Source organism: Mycobacterium sp. SP-6446, from assembly GCF_001954045.1.
In the GTDB taxonomy this organism is placed as follows: Bacteria; Actinomycetota; Actinomycetes; order Mycobacteriales; family Mycobacteriaceae; genus Mycobacterium.
Genome location: NZ_MBEM01000003.1, coordinates 1 through 14055, shown reverse-complemented (window position 1 = coordinate 14055; position 14055 = coordinate 1). Strand labels below are relative to the sequence as shown.

Below are 14055 nucleotides of genomic sequence, written 5' to 3'. Positions count from 1 at the left end.
ATTTCGGTGTCCGGCTTGGTATTTGAACGAAGGAAGACACATGACCGACGTGCACGTCTCGCTGCCTCCCGCGTTGCGCCGAGCGCTTGATCTACTTGCCGATCCCCCGGCGGATCCCGACGTGAGCAAGGGTTATCTCGATCTACTGAGCACCGACGGGGCCGTTCCCAAAAATACGGGTCCGATCCAGGCGGCGTGGGCATCACCGCTCGGGTCGGCGCTCTACGACAACGCCCAGGCCCTGGCGCGCCGGCTGATCAGCGCGTGGCAGCACCCGGTCGAGTGGCTGAACATCCCGTCGGGCGGCACCGCGCTCGATGTGGGCTCCGGCCCCGGCAACATCACCTCGTCGCTCGCGGCGGCCGCCGGGCCGGACGGGCTGGCCCTGGGCGTCGACATCTCCGAACCGATGCTGACCCGCGCCGTCCACAATGAAGCGGGCCCACAGGTCGGGTTCATTCGGGCCGACGCGCAGCGACTTCCCTTGCGGGACAACACCGTTGACGCGGTGGTCTCGCTGGCCGTGCTGCAACTCATTCCGAACCCGGCGGCCGCCCTCGCCGAGATCGCACGGGTGCTGCGACCGGGCGGCCGGTTGGCCATCATGGTCCCCACCGCGGGTCGCGCCGCGCGTCTGTGGCAGCTGCTGCCCAACGTCGGGGCGCACGCGTTCGACGATGACGAAATCGCAGACATCCTGGAAGACAACGGATTCGCCAGCGTGCGGGTCAACACCGTCGGCACGCTGCAGTGGGTGCGCGGCAAGAACGGATGAGGCTCAGTCGCGTTTCATGGCCGGGTGACCGCGGGAGAGCAACGGCAGCAACCACTCGGGCGGTGTGACCCGGAAAACGGCCGACGCGACCCGGTTGACGCGACCGGGTACGACGACGGCCTTGCCCGCCGCCAGCCCGTCGATGCCGGCCTGCGCCACCTTCTCGGCGGGAATCCACATGATCCGGGGCAGCGCCGCTTCGGCTTCTTCTTTGGAGAAACCGGCCGCCTCACCGAACCCGGTGTCCACCGGTCCCGGGCACAGCGCGGTCGCGCCAACGCCGGTCCCGCGCAGCTCACCGCGCAGGCTGTGGGTATAGGACAACACGAACGCCTTGGCGGCCCCGTATGCCGCTTGACCGGGCAGCGGACCAAGCCCGGCGATCGACGCCACATTCAGCACGGCGCCCCGGCGGCGTTCGACCATGCCGGGCAGGAACCGGCTGCAGAGATCGACCACGGCGGCCACGTCGACCTCGACGAGGTTGACTTCTTGCTCCGGAACGGATTTCGCGACCAGCCCGAGCGTGGAGAAGCCCGCGTTGTTGATCAGGATGTCCGGCGTCAGGCCGAGCGCCGCGACCCGGTCGGGCAGCGCGGCGCGTGCGGAGCGCTCGGACAGGTCGGCGGGCAGCGGGTGCGCGTGCGGGCCCAAGCGTCCGGCTAGCTCTTCCAGACGGCCGGCGCTGCGGGCGACAAGCACAACGTGGTGGCCGCGCCGCGAAAGGATCTCCGCGAAGTGCTCGCCGATGCCCGAGGAGGCGCCGGTCACGATGGCGGCGCGGCCGTCGGCCGGCGATGGAAGAGCCATTATTGCCCGGCCTGGGCGAGCGCGGCGAGCTTGTCCATCGATTCGCGCAGCATTTCGGGTGTCGTCGAGCGGGCCTTCTCCAGCCGGGTCGGGTCGGTCAGCGCGGTCCAGTCGTAGGTGTGGGTGACGTTGGTCAGCGTGGCGTTGATCTGGTCGAGTTCCCAGCGCCACAGATGGCCGGGCGGTTGCTTTCCGGGTTCCGCTGGGCACCAGGCGATCTTGCTGCCTTCGATGAATTCAACGACGTGGTTCTCCCGCACCGCGCCGTTGGTCAACGTCGTCTTGAACACGTCGCCGACCCCGTGGACGCGCTGCCCCGGAGCCGAGGAGGCCAAGTTGTTGTTGCCGTCCCAGCTCGGCTGGCTGGACGGCTCGGCGATCAGTTCGAAAATTCGCTCCGCGCTGGCGGAGATTGCGCGGGTGGCTTTGACGATGGTTTCGGGTTCGGTGTCGGCCATGGGGCAATCCAAACACTTTGCGCGCGCACGTGGGGGCCGGCCCGGTTTCGCGCCGAACGTGCGTCTGGCCGCACGTTCGGTGTCGAACGTGAGGCTCGCCGCACGCTCGCGGGAAAGTTGGCTAAAGGTGACGGGCGATCAGCAGCGCTCAGCGCCTCTGCGCATCACCCTCAGCTCGCCGCCCGCCCGGCGTGACCTGCTTCCCAGCACGGCCTGAAGCGCATCGCAGGCGCGCGCTTTGATGGGGGTGACGACGTCGAGGTTGGTAGGGCTCCGGTCGATCCGGCCCTGCATGGTTGCCACAATCTCGATCCTTTGTTTGTTCGGCCGGTGAGCCGACTAATCGAATTTGACCGCGGCTCTTTTACCAATGTGCCGCGCGCCGGTAAACGTCACGAGAAGCATCGTTGTGGTGTCGGGCACAACCGAAGCAGCGCGCGTGGTCTGTCACATGTCGCGCGTGCCGTTGCCGCTTCTGAAGCGTCGGAGAAAGCCCAACAGTCGATACGCCGGCACAGGTTTCGGCCAGTCGTCGGCCCGGAAATAGGCGTCCGAGCCGCCGTCCACGAAAACAACGCTGCCGCAAAGGAAGTCGGCGGCATCCGACAACATGAAGCACATCCAGTCGGCCATATGCCGGGCGTCGCCGAACCCGCCGACCGGAATCGGGAACGACCGGACCGCTTTGGCCTCGGTGGGATTCGACAGCTGCTCGGCCAGCAGCGGCGTCATGATGGCCCCGGGCGCAAGGGCGTTCAGTCGCACGCCCGAGCCCGCCCACTCCGGCAATACCGCATGCCGCCGAACCCAACGGCTGACAGCAATTTTCGAGGCGGCATACATCATGGTGGGCGCGGCCTTGCCGAACAGTTTCACCGAACGCACGGCCTTGTCGGCATCGTGCGCAAGCAACGCCCGCACGGCTCGGCGGGGAACCGCCGGGACCGTCGTCGTGGAGTTGCTGGCCACGACGACGGCCTTGGCGCGTTCCGCGGCGGCCAGCGCCGGTCGCCAGGCGGCGAGCAGCTCGATCACGCCGAGGTAGTTGACTTGGGCAATCTGACGCGGACGATCCGGGCTCGGGCCGGGGCCCAGGCCGGCGGCCAGCACCGCACCGTCGAGCCTGCTGGCAGAAGCGTCCAGGACGGCCTGCGCGGCCTCGTGCCGCCCGTGCGGCGTGGACAGGTCCGCGGTGACGTCGGCGTCTTTGATGTCGACGCCGATCACCGTGTGGCCGTCGCCCCGAAGCCGGTGTGCGGTCTCGCGGCCCATGCCGGAGGCGGACCCGGTGATCGCGTAGGTACCCATGCAACCGCCCTCGTCAGCTCGTCATGGCGGCGCGTTCGACGTCGAGTAGCTGTTCACCGCGTCGCTCCTCGTCATAGGCTTTGCGCCCACCCCGCAGACCGAACAGCCGTTTCGAGATCAGCAGATAGATCACCGCGAGGATGTTGATGGTAAAGGTCACCACGCGAGTCATCGTGATGCCCTTGGCCAGATCGTGGATCTCCAGCGGCAGAAAGACCGAGGTGGCTATCACCGCGAAGTATTCACCCCAGCGCTTCAGCAACCACAGGCCGACGCCTTCGATGACCTCGATCAGCGCGTAGGCGGTCAGCATCAACGTCAGTAGGGCCAGGGTGGACGGCTTGGCGGCCAACGCCTTTTCCAGTTCGTGCACGATGGTCATCTGATCGACCTTGAATCCCGCGGCGCGGAAAATGGGCAGGTCGCGATCGAGGGTGGCCTGGATTGCGCCGCGCGCCCCACGAAACTTCCACACCGCGTACGCCGCCAACGCAATCACGACCGCGCGGAACAAGCGTTCCACCGCGAGGGTGCGAATGATGATGGCCTGGCGTAAAGCCTTGCCGCGCATGATCATCGGCGCATCTTCGGCGTGGCCACGTGCGTGTGGCTCGCCGACGGTGAATTCACCGCAACGCAGGCAGCGCCACACCTCGCCCAGCCCGGTGGTACCGCTCAGCCGGGCGGCGAGGTCCTCCTCGTCCGGCGCGTACGTGACGTGGCCCGCGAGCGCACAGGTAACCAACTCCCACCGATTGATGCCGCGATCTTTGCGCATGGCCGATCATTCAACGCGGGTGGCGAGCCACGCAAGGGGGCACGCGGCGTCAGAAGCGGGCACGACTGCGCGGCCCCTGTTTCAGCAGCGCCCGCGGCCGCGCGCTCAGGTCCGCCTGCTCGGCGCTGACGACAAAGCCGGCAAGGTCATCCAGAACGTAGTTATGTGCCACGACCTTTCGCCTTCCGCGCGTCGGTACCTCCCTACGCTAGACGGCGCGAGTTGCCGCTGCCTCCTGCCGTTGGGATTCGCTGATGGCCGACGTTTCAGCGGTGAGCTTTTTCCCGATCGCTTCGATCTGCCGCGCCGTGAGGGGGCACAACGGATGCACGGCCACCATGAGGGCGGCGCGCCCGCGATGGTCGAAAACCGGTGCGGCGACGGTTACCACGGGCTGTTTGCGGCGGCCGGGGTTGTCGTCGGAGAGAAAGCCGATGGTGGTGAACTCCACGAGCAACTGATCCAGGATGTGTCGCACCGGCATCGGCATTTCGTTGCTGTCCAACGTGCCCACCACCTGGACGGCCTGTGCTAGCGCCGGCGTTGTCCAGTCGACGTCGAATCCGCGGTCGCGGGTGTGCTCCAGCACGCGTTCCAGTCGCCGCGTGCGATCGGCGTTGCTGCCGGCGCCCCGGCGGATCCATGCGCGCTGTTCCTCGTCGGTGTCCCAGGCCGCGAGCGCCACGCCGAACGGCGGGGCATACGGGATGCGATCACCGGGTATGCCCGACGGCTGGGTGGCGGGGTCCCCCTCGAAGGCCGTGACCACCAGCGAATCGCCGAACCGTTCGACCACGGAGCCGGCGTAGCCGACCTCGCGGGAGAGTCGTAGCGCCGCGGAACGCGCGGCATGGGCGAGGGGCCGGGCGGCGTCCATCCGCGCGCTCACCACCGCCAGCGCGGGTCCCAGCGTGAAGGTCTTTGCGACCGGATCGCGGCTGGCCCACCCACGATCACACAGCGTCTTGAGGATCGCGTGTGCCGTCGCCTGGGTGAGATCGAGCTCGCGCACGACGTCGGAGAATCGCAGCCGCGCGTTGCCGGACCGGGCCAGGAGCTCGACAACGTCGAGCACCCGGGCGGTCGGTGCCGACGACGACCCGCGAATGTCTTGACTCCTTCGCGACGGGATTCCTACAGTTGTAGCGAACATTCGAGATTATATATCGATTATTCGAGAAATGTGAGGGGTTCGCCTTGCGCGCTGCGGTGCTCAGAGACGGGCGATTGGAGGTCCGCGAGACGCCGGACCCGCGGCCCGGGCCGGGCGAGCTACTGCTGCGGACGCTGAGCACCGCGATCTGCGCGTCGGACGTCCATTTCATGGACCATCCGGAACTCGCCATCGACGACCCGACTGGCCGCTCGCTGTATGACACGGACCGCGATATCGTGCTGGGCCACGAATTCGTCGGCGAGGTGATCGGGCACGGGGCCGGCTGCACCGACCAGTTCGAGGTCGGCTCGCGGGTGACGGCGATGCCGGTCCGACTGGTGGACGGCGGGGCCGGCGGCATGCGGATCATCGGCCAGCATCCCGAGGCGCAAGGCAGTTTCGGTGAGCTGCTGGTGGTTTCGGAGGTGGCAGCCAAGCCGGTCACCGGCGACGTCTCCAGCGATGCCGTCGCGCTGACCGATGCGTTCGCCGTCGGCGAGTTCTACGTCAGGTCCGCGCAGCTGCGCGAGGGCGAGGTCCCCATCGTCATCGGCGCCGGAGCGATCGGGCTCTCGGCCGTCGCCGCATTGGCCAGTCGCGGTATCGCACCGATCATCGTGGCCGACTACAAAGCCGACCGCCGCGAACTCGCCCGCGACCGCTTCGGTGCGCACGTCGTCGTCGATCCCGCCGAGAAGTCACCATTCGACGCGTTCAGGGACGTTCGCGCCGAACACGGCTTGCCCGGACCGGCGGTCGTGTTCGAATGCGTCGGCGCGGCCGGGCTCATCCAGACGATCGTCGAGTCCGCAGAGATGGCGACCCGCATCTATTGCGCGGGCGGCTGGTACACCGGTGACACGCTGGACATCACCACCGCGACCCGTCAGGGCGTCACCATTCAATTCGGCGGCGGCCCCCACCCGCAGGACTGGTACGGAACGCTGGATGCCATCGCGTCCGGCCGGCTGGACCCGATGCCCAGCATCGGCAAGATCATCGGCCTCGACGACGTGCCGGCCGCGCTCGACCTGGCCCGCAAGTCCGACGGCCCACCGCGCATCGTGGTCCACCCGAACGGAGACATCACATGACCGAACGTGAGGACCGCCAAGACATTTCGGATCTGCTGGTGCGCTACGCCACCGGGATCGACCGTCGTGACTGGCCGCTCTTTCGTACCGTGTTCACCGACGACTGCGAACTCGACTACGGCGAGATCGGCAGATGGAACGGAGTCGACGCCGTCACGGAGTTCATGGACACGACTCACGCGATGGCGGGTCATACCCTTCATCGCCTGACGAACCAGGTCATCGCGGTCGACGGCGACAAGGCCTCGGCCCGCACCTACGTCGATGCGGTAATCATGTTCGGCGACAACCAATCCGGCGTCAACGCGTGGGGTTTCTACGATGACGAGATCGTCCGGACCGCCGAAGGGTGGCGCATCGCGCGGCGCCGCTTCACCTCCGTACGTGTCGCCGCGGTGGGGAGCAACTAGATGACATTCGCAACCAAGTACGGGCCGTGGGCACTCGTCGCCGGTGCCTCCGACGGCGTCGGCGCGGCGTTCGCCGCGGGCCTTGCCGAGCGCGGCGTCAACGTCGTGCTGCTGGCGCGACGCCAGGCGGTGCTCGAGCAGGTCGCGGCCGAGATCAGCTCGCGAACATCCGTCCAAACCCGAACCCTTGCGGTCGATCTTGCGGAACCCGACGCGGCAGCGGCGATCGCGGCCGCCACCTCCGACCTGGAGATCGGCTTCCTCGTGTACTGCGCGGGTGGCGACCCGAATTTCCAACCGTTCCTTGCTAATCCGATCGAGGCCGCCGAGGCGATGGTGCATCGCAACTGCATGATGCCGATGCGGCTCTGCCACCACTTCGCACCCGCCATGGTCGAGCGAGGCGGCGGCGGAATCGTGATCTTCGGGTCCGGCGCCGGATTCGCCGGCGGACCGAACATGGTTGTCTACGGCGCCTCCAAGGCGTTCGACATGGTCTTCGCCGAAGCGCTCTGGGCCGAACTGCACGACAAGGGTGTCGACGTCCTGGGCCTGATCCTGGGCAAGACCAACACGCCGGCATTGCGGCAACTCGAATACAGCCGCGGCCAGATCGACTCACCCGACGCACTCCCGCCCGGCGCGGCCGCCGTGCAGGACGTCATCGCCGAGGCGTTCGACAACCTCACCAACGGGCCCACCTGGATCGTGGGCGAAGACATGCGCGCCGCCCAGCAGATGATGGCCTCGCTGACCCGCAACCAGCTCGTCGATCTCTTCACCCAGGCCGCCGCCGCGGCGATGGGACCCGGATAGCGAACCATCGGTGGTGCAAAACCGCACCACACACACCCCGCGCAGGTTTGCCAAAATTACGGATCAGCGTGTCCGAACTTTTTATTTACCCGACTGGCCAGCAAAGACTGTCGATGCGGCGCGTTGCCTCACTCGTCCGCGACGTTGCTGGCGCGGACACCGTCGGGTAGTTTTGGAAAGCAGTTCGCCCGGCCCGCGAGCCGAAGTAAGACCAGTGATCGGCACCTCCGGACCGAAGGATGACATGCTCGCAACAGGCAGGCCGCCTGCCCGCGCCGCGACGGCGGCACGCTCGCCGCGCCGCACGCTGACCCGCTCGGCTGTCCTCACCACGGTGTTCATCGTGCCGGCGGTAGTGGTGCGAATCGTCGGCCTGCATCCGGACCCCGTCGCCGCCCTGCTGATTTTCGGGGCCGCGGTGGTGGCGGCCAGTTTCGTCCTGGCGTGGGCGGCCGAAGCCGCGCAGATCGATGTTTCCGGCGGGCTTGCGATCGCGATCCTGGCGTTGATCGCGGTGCTGCCCGAGTACGCCGTCGACCTCTACTACGCGTACGTCTCCGGCCACAATCCGGACTACACCCAGTACGCGGCGGCCAACATGACGGGATCCAACCGGCTGCTGATGGGCCTGGGCTGGCCGGTCGTGGTGCTGGTCAGCATTGCGGTGGCACGCAAAGCCGGCGTCGCCAAGGCTGCCGCCTTGCGGCTGGCACCGGCCAATCGCGTCGAACTCGGCTTCCTGCTGATTGCGGGTGTGATCGCATTCGCGATACCCGCGATCGGCCAAATCCACCTGGCTCTCGGGCTGGCGCTGTTGGCCTGGTTCGGCTTCTACCTCTACAAAGTCAGCCACGGCGAGGTGGAAGAGCCGGACCTGATCGGTACCGCCGCCGCGCTCGGTGGGCTGCCCGACCGCCGTCGGCGGATCACCGTCGTCGGCCTCTTCGCGGCGTCCGGCGCGGTAATTCTGCTGTGCGCCAAACCATTCGCCGACAATCTCGTCGCGGCGGGCACAGAGTTGGGCGTCGACCGATTCCTGCTGGTTCAGTGGCTCGCCCCCTTGGCCTCCGAAGCGCCCGAGTTCATCATCGCGACCATCTTCGCCGCCCGCGGCAAGGGCACGGCGGCCATCGCCACGCTGATCTCGTCCAAGGTCAACCAATGGACGCTGTTGATTGGATCCTTGCCGGTGTCGCACCTGCTGGGGGGCGGCGGATTCTCCCTGGAGCTCGACTCCCGCCAGATCGAAGAGGTGCTCCTCACCGCCACCCAAACCCTGATGGGCGTCGCCCTCATCCTGGCGCTGCGCTTCCACCGGGCGGCGGCCTGGGCGCTGCTGGGGTTGTTCGCCGTCCAGTTCCCGATCGCCTCGACCCAGGGCCGGTTGTTGCTTTGCGTTGTCTACACGGTGGTGGCCATCGCGGGGCTGATCATCAATCGCCACCACCTGGCCGCCACCATTCGGGCGCCGTTCATCGGGAAGGCCATCCGCCACGGCGGTCACCCTTCGTTGGAGGGTTCCGGAGCCGCGACCTAGGAGGCGCGATCTCTTGGATACCATCGCGCCTGACTAGCAACGACTCGGATGGAGCGGCCGTGGCTCGAGAAGTGTTGACCGTCATCGGCGTGGGCGGCATGGGCCAAGCGATTGCACGGCGCCTGGGTGCCGGCAAGACCGTGCTGCTCGCCGACTACAGCGACGAAACGCTGGTGGCGGTGGCCGAATCGCTGACCGCGGACGGCCATCACGTCGAAAGCCGCAGCGTCGATGTCGCGTCGGCGCAATCCGTGCACGGGCTCGCCGAGTACGCGGCGTCGCTCGGCAGCGTCACGCAAGTGGCTCACACCGCCGGGCTGTCCCCGTCGCAGGCCCCCGCCGAAGCGATCCTGGCCGTCGACCTGCTCGGCGTCGCGCTGGTTCTCGACGAGTTCGGTGAAGTCATCGCACCGGGCGGCGCGGGCGTCGTGATCGCCAGCATGGCCGGCCACATGTTCCCGCCGATGGGCGCCGACCAAGAGCGTGCGCTCGCCCACAACCCGCCCAGCGAGTTGCTGCAGCTGGACTTCATCAGCGGCATCACGGACCCGAACCTTGCTTATCCAATAGCCAAGCAGGCCAACCACATTCGCGTCCGCGCCGCCAGCGCCCACTGGGGACGGCGGGGCGCCCGCATCAACTCGATCAGTCCCGGCGTCATTTCCACACCCATGGGCCAGCAGGAGCTGGCCTCTCCCGTCGGTGACGGCATGCGAGCGATGGTGGCCATGTCAGCGACCGGTCGCCTGGGAACTCCGGAGGACATCGCCGCCGCCACCGCATTTTTGCTGGGGCCGGACGCCTCGTTCATCACCGGCACCGACCTGCTCGTCGACGGCGGGGTCATCGCCGCAATCAAAGCGGGCAGCGCCAGCTAGGAAGTCACCGATCTCAGTCGGCCGCGCCGGCAAACGCGCGCTGTCCCGCGTCCGCCTGCGGCCGGCGACCCGGGGCCGGCCCGGTGCGGTGCACCCAGTCCCGCGGCCGCAGCCGCCAGGTGCGCCGGGCGTACTCCAGCTCGGTGTACGGCCATTGGGTGACGATGCGTCCCGTGGGCGAACGAAAGTAGCTGTCGCACTGCGTCCAGATGGTGCGCTCGAGGTCCGCGGAAAGCCGGTCGTTGTAGCGCTTTTCGGCCTCCGGGTGCACATCGACGTATCCGCCTCGGCGCGCCACCCTGCTCACCGCGCTCGCCACTAGGCGCGCTGCCGCCTCCAGGATGTAGACGATCGAGTTGCCGCCCTGGTTGGTGTTGGGGCCATAGAGCATGAAGAAGTTCGGGAATCCACCGACGGCCACACCCAAGTAGGCGCTGGGGTCGGGTCCCCACCGTTCGTGCAGACTCTGCCCGCCGACCCCGATCACGTCGATGCCCGCGAGGTAACTCGACGTCTCGAACCCGGTGGCCAGCACGATCGCATCGACGTCGACGGCGTCTCCGGCCGCGGTGAGCACCGACGTCTCGGTGATGCGCTCGATGGGGTCGGTGACGAGCTCGACGTTGGGCTGCTGCAACGCGCGGTAATAGTCGTCGCCCAACAGGACCCGCTTACAGCGGAAGGGATAATCCGGTGTCAGCGCGCGGCGCAAGCGCACGTCGTCCACGGTGCGCTCCAGGAACGATGTCGCGACGTGTGAGCGGGCCGCCACGATCGGGTCGTCGGCAAACGTGGCGGTGTTGTCGTGCTGGAATTTCCAGATCTGCCACCGGGTGCGACGCATCGCCACCGGGTTGCGCCGAAATCGCGCCAATTCGCTTGCGCTGTAGGGACGGTCGTCCTTGGGCACCATCCACGGCGGCGTGCGCTGAAACACGACGAGGCGGTCGGCGATCTTGGCCAGTTCGGGAACGACCTGCACTCCGCTGGCGCCGGTGCCGATCACCGCGACCTGCTTGCCCGCCAACTCGACGCCGTGATCCCATCGTGCGGTGTGCATGAGCGCACCGTTGAAGTCGGCGACGCCTTCGATGTCGGGAAGCTTGATGCAGCCGAACAGGCCGACCGCGCAAACCACGGCGTCGGCCGACAGAGTTGCGGTCTGCCCGGCGCGGTTCACCTGGCAGTCCCACCGCCAGGTGTCGGCATTCCAGCGCACGGTGCGCACCCTGGTGCCGAGCATCAGGTGGCGCCGGAGGTCGAAGTCGTCGGCGACCGACTCCAGGTAGGCCAGAATCTCCGGCTGCCGGGCGTAGGTGCGGCTCCAGGATTTGTTGGGCGCGAACGAAAAAGAATACAAGTGGCTCTGGATATCGCAGGCGGCGCCGGGGTAGGTGTTACGGCGCCAGGTCCCACCGATGCCGTCGTCGGCCTCGATGATCACCAGGTCGTCGATGCCGGCACGGCGCAATGCCACCGCCGTGGCGAGGCCGCCGAAACCCGCGCCGATGATCGCGACCTTCGGAGAGCGTCGACGCCGAGTCGCCGCTCTGATCCGCCCGACGACGTAGCGTCTGCGACGCGTCACCGCGCGTCCCCCGGACCGCGAATCTCGAGGCCGTCCAAATCCCCTGCGGCGCGCCACTTCTCCAAGATGTCGGCGTACTCCGTGGGTGCGCCGAAGAAGAAGCTGCCCTGCCGGGTCTTGGCGTCCGCTTTTCCCTCGCGGTTGTAGTAGCCGGGCGTGCACGTCCTGGCGCGCTCGGCGCTTGCGACCGACCGGGCGACGACCGTGTCCACCCAGGCGGCCTCGGCGCCGGGTGACGCCTCGACTTCGATGGCATCGTGTTCCAGGGCCCACGCGATGATCCATGCAACGTGGGTCGCCTGCACGTCGAGCAGGTAGGGAAAGTTCACCGTGAGGCCCGCCTGGGCGATGCTTTCGATGAAGCAGTTCGGAAAACCGTTGGCGCACAGCCCCTGAAACGTGCGGACGCCGTCGTCCCACCGTTGGGTCAGCGTGACGCCGTCGCGGCCGATTAGCTCGAACCCGGTGCGGCGGCAGTAGTCGGTGCCCACCTCGAAACCCGTTGCGAAGATGAGACAGTCGAGGTCGTACGAAACCCCGTCGACGACGACGCCGGACTCGGTGATGCGTTCCACTCCGCGGCCCCGGGTGTCCACCAATGCGACGTTGTCGCGGTTGAACGCTTGCAGATATTCGTCGTGAAAGCAGGGCCGTTTGCAGAAGTACCCGTACCAAGGTTTGAGCGACTCAGCGGTGACGCGGTCGACGACGATGTCATCGACGCGCGCCCGGATCTCCTCCATCTTGGCGAAGTCGGCGATCTCGATGTCACGGGTCCGCTGTTCGGGGTCGGCCGCCCCTTGCAGGTCACTGCCGTCATGGCGCATTACCGGAAGTTTGCGGGTGATGCTCGTCCAGGCATCGGCGACGAGGTCTTCAGGTGCCTGCCCGCCGGCCGTCAGGATCTGGAAGTTCTGAATCCGCTCGCGCTGCCAGCCCGGCTGTAATGTGCTGGCCCACTGCGGATCCGTGGGCCGGTTGGCCCGCACGTCCACCGACGAGGGTGTGCGCTGGAAGACGTAGAGCCGCTGCGCGGCCGCGGCCAAGTGCGGCACACACTGGATCGCCGTCGCGCCCGTACCGATGATCCCGACACGCTTACCGGCCAGGTTCTCCAGCTTCGCGCCGGTGTAGTCGTAGTCCCACCTGCTGGTGTGAAACGCCTTCCCGTTGAAGGCGCCGATCCCCGGGATGCCGGGCAGCTTGGGTTTCGCCTGATACCCGTTGGCCATCGATACGAACCGGGCCCGCATCTCGTCGCCCCGGTCGGTGCGGATGATCCACCGCGAACTTGCTGCGTCCCAACGGATCTCGTGCACATCCGTCTGTAGGCAGGCATCGCGGTACAGGTCGTAGCGCTCGGCGATGCGCTGGCAGTGCGCGAAGATCTCGGGCCCCTTGGCGTATTTTTCGGTGGGGACGTAGCCGAGCTCCTCCAGCAGCGGCATGTACACGTAGGACTCGACGTCGCAGGCGATGCCCGGATAGCGGTTCCAATACCAGGTGCCGCCCACGTCGGCCGCCCTGTCGATCAACCGGATACTTTGCACGCCGAGTTGACGCAGCCGCACGCCGGTCAGCAGCCCTCCGAAACCCGCACCGATGATCGCCACATCCACCTGGTCGCGCAGCGGCTCGCGCGCGAACGTGCCGTCCACCCAGGGGTCGTCGCCGAACCGGGCGAACTCGCCGGCGATCTCCACATACTGGGCAATCCCGTCGGGCCGGAGCCGCCGGGCCCGCTCCGCGGCGTATTTCTGCCGCAGGGCATCGACGTCGAACGCGCACCCCACGGTCTCGGTCAAGGTCTCGGCTCCGCTCTAGGTGAGCCCGACTCTATAATCAATCGCTTGATCATATCAAGCAGATCGCTACGACCGACCAAACAGCGCGCCCCTGACCAGCACCTTGGCCGAACTCAGGGCGGCCTGGTACTCCTCGGCCGAAAGGGTGGCGGCCAGCTCCGTCAGTCCGTAGACGAGCGCATAAATCGCCTCGACGGTGGCTCGCGGGTCGGGGCTGTCGGCGAGCTCGCCGCGCCGGTCTGCCTCGTCGACCATGCCCCGGATAATCTCGCGGAACGTCTCGAAGCCGGTATTTTGCGCTTCCCGCTCACCCGAAGCCATGACGTTTTCCGCCCGGATCGCCCATTCGAACGCGGCGAGGTCCGGGTACTCGCGCATCAGTTGTCCGCACTCGTCGAGCACCGCTTCGATTCGGTCGATGACATTGCCCGGGCGTTGCGCGGCCTGCCGCAGGCGGGGCATGGACGCGTCGGCCCGGGCCGAGATCGTTGCCTTGATCAGTTCCGACTTGTTGGGAAAGTAGTGATACAGGCTGCCGCTGGTCATGTCGGCCGCGCGGGCGATTTCGCGGATCGTCGCTTGCGAATAGCCGACCTCGCCCACGCAGCGCATCGCCGCGGTGATGATTCGTCGGCGAGTCTG

The 14055-nt window shown here is 67.3% G+C and carries 15 protein-coding genes; 6 read left to right on the top strand and 9 right to left on the bottom strand.

Annotated elements, in window-relative coordinates; genetic code table 11:
- Window positions 1-40: 40 nt before the first annotated feature.
- A complete protein-coding gene (locus A5736_RS00145; RefSeq protein WP_076243861.1) occupies window positions 41-775 on the top strand; it encodes a methyltransferase domain-containing protein in 735 nt (244 codons plus the stop codon).
- A gap of 3 nt (window positions 776-778) precedes the next feature.
- Here the strand turns inward: A5736_RS00145 and A5736_RS00140 are convergent, their stop codons facing one another.
- From A5736_RS00140 to A5736_RS00120, 6 genes are all read right to left on the bottom strand, one after another.
- On the bottom strand, window positions 779-1585 hold the full coding sequence (locus tag A5736_RS00140) for an SDR family oxidoreductase (protein ID WP_076243859.1): 807 nt from the start codon (window positions 1583-1585) through the stop codon (window positions 779-781).
- Window positions 1585-2043, bottom strand: a complete 459-nt coding sequence (locus tag A5736_RS00135) for an SRPBCC family protein (RefSeq protein WP_076121360.1) — start codon at window positions 2041-2043, stop codon at window positions 1585-1587. The genes A5736_RS00140 and A5736_RS00135 overlap by 1 nt, the downstream gene beginning before the upstream one ends.
- Window positions 2044-2490: 447 nt before the next feature.
- Complete coding sequence (locus A5736_RS00130) at window positions 2491-3351, bottom strand: SDR family oxidoreductase (RefSeq protein ID WP_076121358.1); 861 nt, start codon at window positions 3349-3351, stop codon at window positions 2491-2493.
- 13 nt (window positions 3352-3364) lie between these two features.
- Window positions 3365-4129 carry a DUF2127 domain-containing protein gene (locus A5736_RS00125; protein WP_076121356.1) on the bottom strand — a complete coding sequence of 255 codons (765 nt, stop codon included), beginning with the start codon at window positions 4127-4129 and terminating at the stop codon, window positions 3365-3367.
- A 49-nt stretch (window positions 4130-4178) separates the two neighbouring features.
- The gene (locus tag A5736_RS27020) at window positions 4179-4301 is read right to left on the bottom strand and encodes a hypothetical protein (protein ID WP_256386074.1); all 123 of its coding nucleotides are present in this window, start codon (window positions 4299-4301) and stop codon (window positions 4179-4181) included.
- 36 nt (window positions 4302-4337) lie between these two features.
- Window positions 4338-5204 (bottom strand): helix-turn-helix domain-containing protein, encoded by an 867-nt coding sequence (locus tag A5736_RS00120; protein WP_076243858.1) that lies wholly within the window; start codon window positions 5202-5204, stop codon window positions 4338-4340.
- A 122-nt stretch (window positions 5205-5326) separates the two neighbouring features.
- Here A5736_RS00120 and A5736_RS00115 point away from each other — a divergent pair, with 122 nt between their 5' ends.
- The 5 genes from A5736_RS00115 (at window position 5327) to A5736_RS00095 (ending at window position 10020) form a co-directional block, all read left to right on the top strand.
- Entirely contained in the window at window positions 5327-6379 is a 1053-nt protein-coding gene (locus tag A5736_RS00115) for a zinc-binding dehydrogenase (protein WP_076243856.1), read from the top strand.
- Window positions 6376-6789 carry a nuclear transport factor 2 family protein gene (locus A5736_RS00110; protein WP_076121350.1) on the top strand — a complete coding sequence of 138 codons (414 nt, stop codon included), beginning with the start codon at window positions 6376-6378 and terminating at the stop codon, window positions 6787-6789. Before A5736_RS00115 ends, A5736_RS00110 begins: the two co-directional genes overlap by 4 nt.
- Window positions 6790-7605, top strand: coding sequence for an SDR family NAD(P)-dependent oxidoreductase (locus A5736_RS00105; RefSeq protein WP_076243854.1), 816 nt, complete (start codon window positions 6790-6792; stop codon window positions 7603-7605). It abuts the gene before it with no gap.
- 244 nt (window positions 7606-7849) lie between these two features.
- Entirely contained in the window at window positions 7850-9142 is a 1293-nt protein-coding gene (locus tag A5736_RS00100) for a sodium:proton exchanger (protein ID WP_076243935.1), read from the top strand.
- 59 nt (window positions 9143-9201) lie between these two features.
- A complete protein-coding gene (locus A5736_RS00095) occupies window positions 9202-10020 on the top strand; it encodes an SDR family oxidoreductase (RefSeq protein WP_076243853.1) in 819 nt (272 codons plus the stop codon).
- Window positions 10021-10033: 13 nt separating this feature from the next.
- Here A5736_RS00095 and A5736_RS00090 read toward each other — a convergent pair whose 3' ends face one another.
- The 3 genes from A5736_RS00090 to A5736_RS00080 form a co-directional block, all read right to left on the bottom strand.
- Window positions 10034-11608, bottom strand: coding sequence for an NAD(P)/FAD-dependent oxidoreductase (locus A5736_RS00090; RefSeq protein ID WP_083667083.1), 1575 nt, complete (start codon window positions 11606-11608; stop codon window positions 10034-10036).
- On the bottom strand, window positions 11605-13413 hold the full coding sequence (locus A5736_RS00085; RefSeq protein WP_076243851.1) for an NAD(P)/FAD-dependent oxidoreductase: 1809 nt from the start codon (window positions 13411-13413) through the stop codon (window positions 11605-11607). Before A5736_RS00085 ends, A5736_RS00090 begins: the two co-directional genes overlap by 4 nt.
- A 66-nt stretch (window positions 13414-13479) precedes the next feature.
- Window positions 13480-14055: TetR/AcrR family transcriptional regulator (locus tag A5736_RS00080; RefSeq protein WP_076243850.1), on the bottom strand; the 576-nt coding region annotated here is incomplete at its 5' end.

Excerpts from the sequence above, each read along its gene's own strand:
- A5736_RS00145 (WP_076243861.1), top strand. The coding sequence starts at position 41 with ATGACCGACGTGCACGTCTCGCTGCCTCCCGCGTTGCGCCGAGCGCTT.
- A5736_RS00140 (WP_076243859.1), bottom strand. The coding sequence starts at position 1,585 with ATGGCTCTTCCATCGCCGGCCGACGGCCGCGCCGCCATCGTGACCGGC.
- A5736_RS00135 (WP_076121360.1), bottom strand. The coding sequence starts at position 2,043 with ATGGCCGACACCGAACCCGAAACCATCGTCAAAGCCACCCGCGCAATC.
- A5736_RS00130 (WP_076121358.1), bottom strand. The coding sequence starts at position 3,351 with ATGGGTACCTACGCGATCACCGGGTCCGCCTCCGGCATGGGCCGCGAG.
- A5736_RS00125 (WP_076121356.1), bottom strand. The coding sequence starts at position 4,129 with ATGCGCAAAGATCGCGGCATCAATCGGTGGGAGTTGGTTACCTGTGCG.
- A5736_RS00110 (WP_076121350.1), top strand. The coding sequence starts at position 6,376 with ATGACCGAACGTGAGGACCGCCAAGACATTTCGGATCTGCTGGTGCGC.
- A5736_RS00105 (WP_076243854.1), top strand. The coding sequence starts at position 6,790 with ATGACATTCGCAACCAAGTACGGGCCGTGGGCACTCGTCGCCGGTGCC.
- A5736_RS00100 (WP_076243935.1), top strand. The coding sequence starts at position 7,850 with ATGCTCGCAACAGGCAGGCCGCCTGCCCGCGCCGCGACGGCGGCACGC.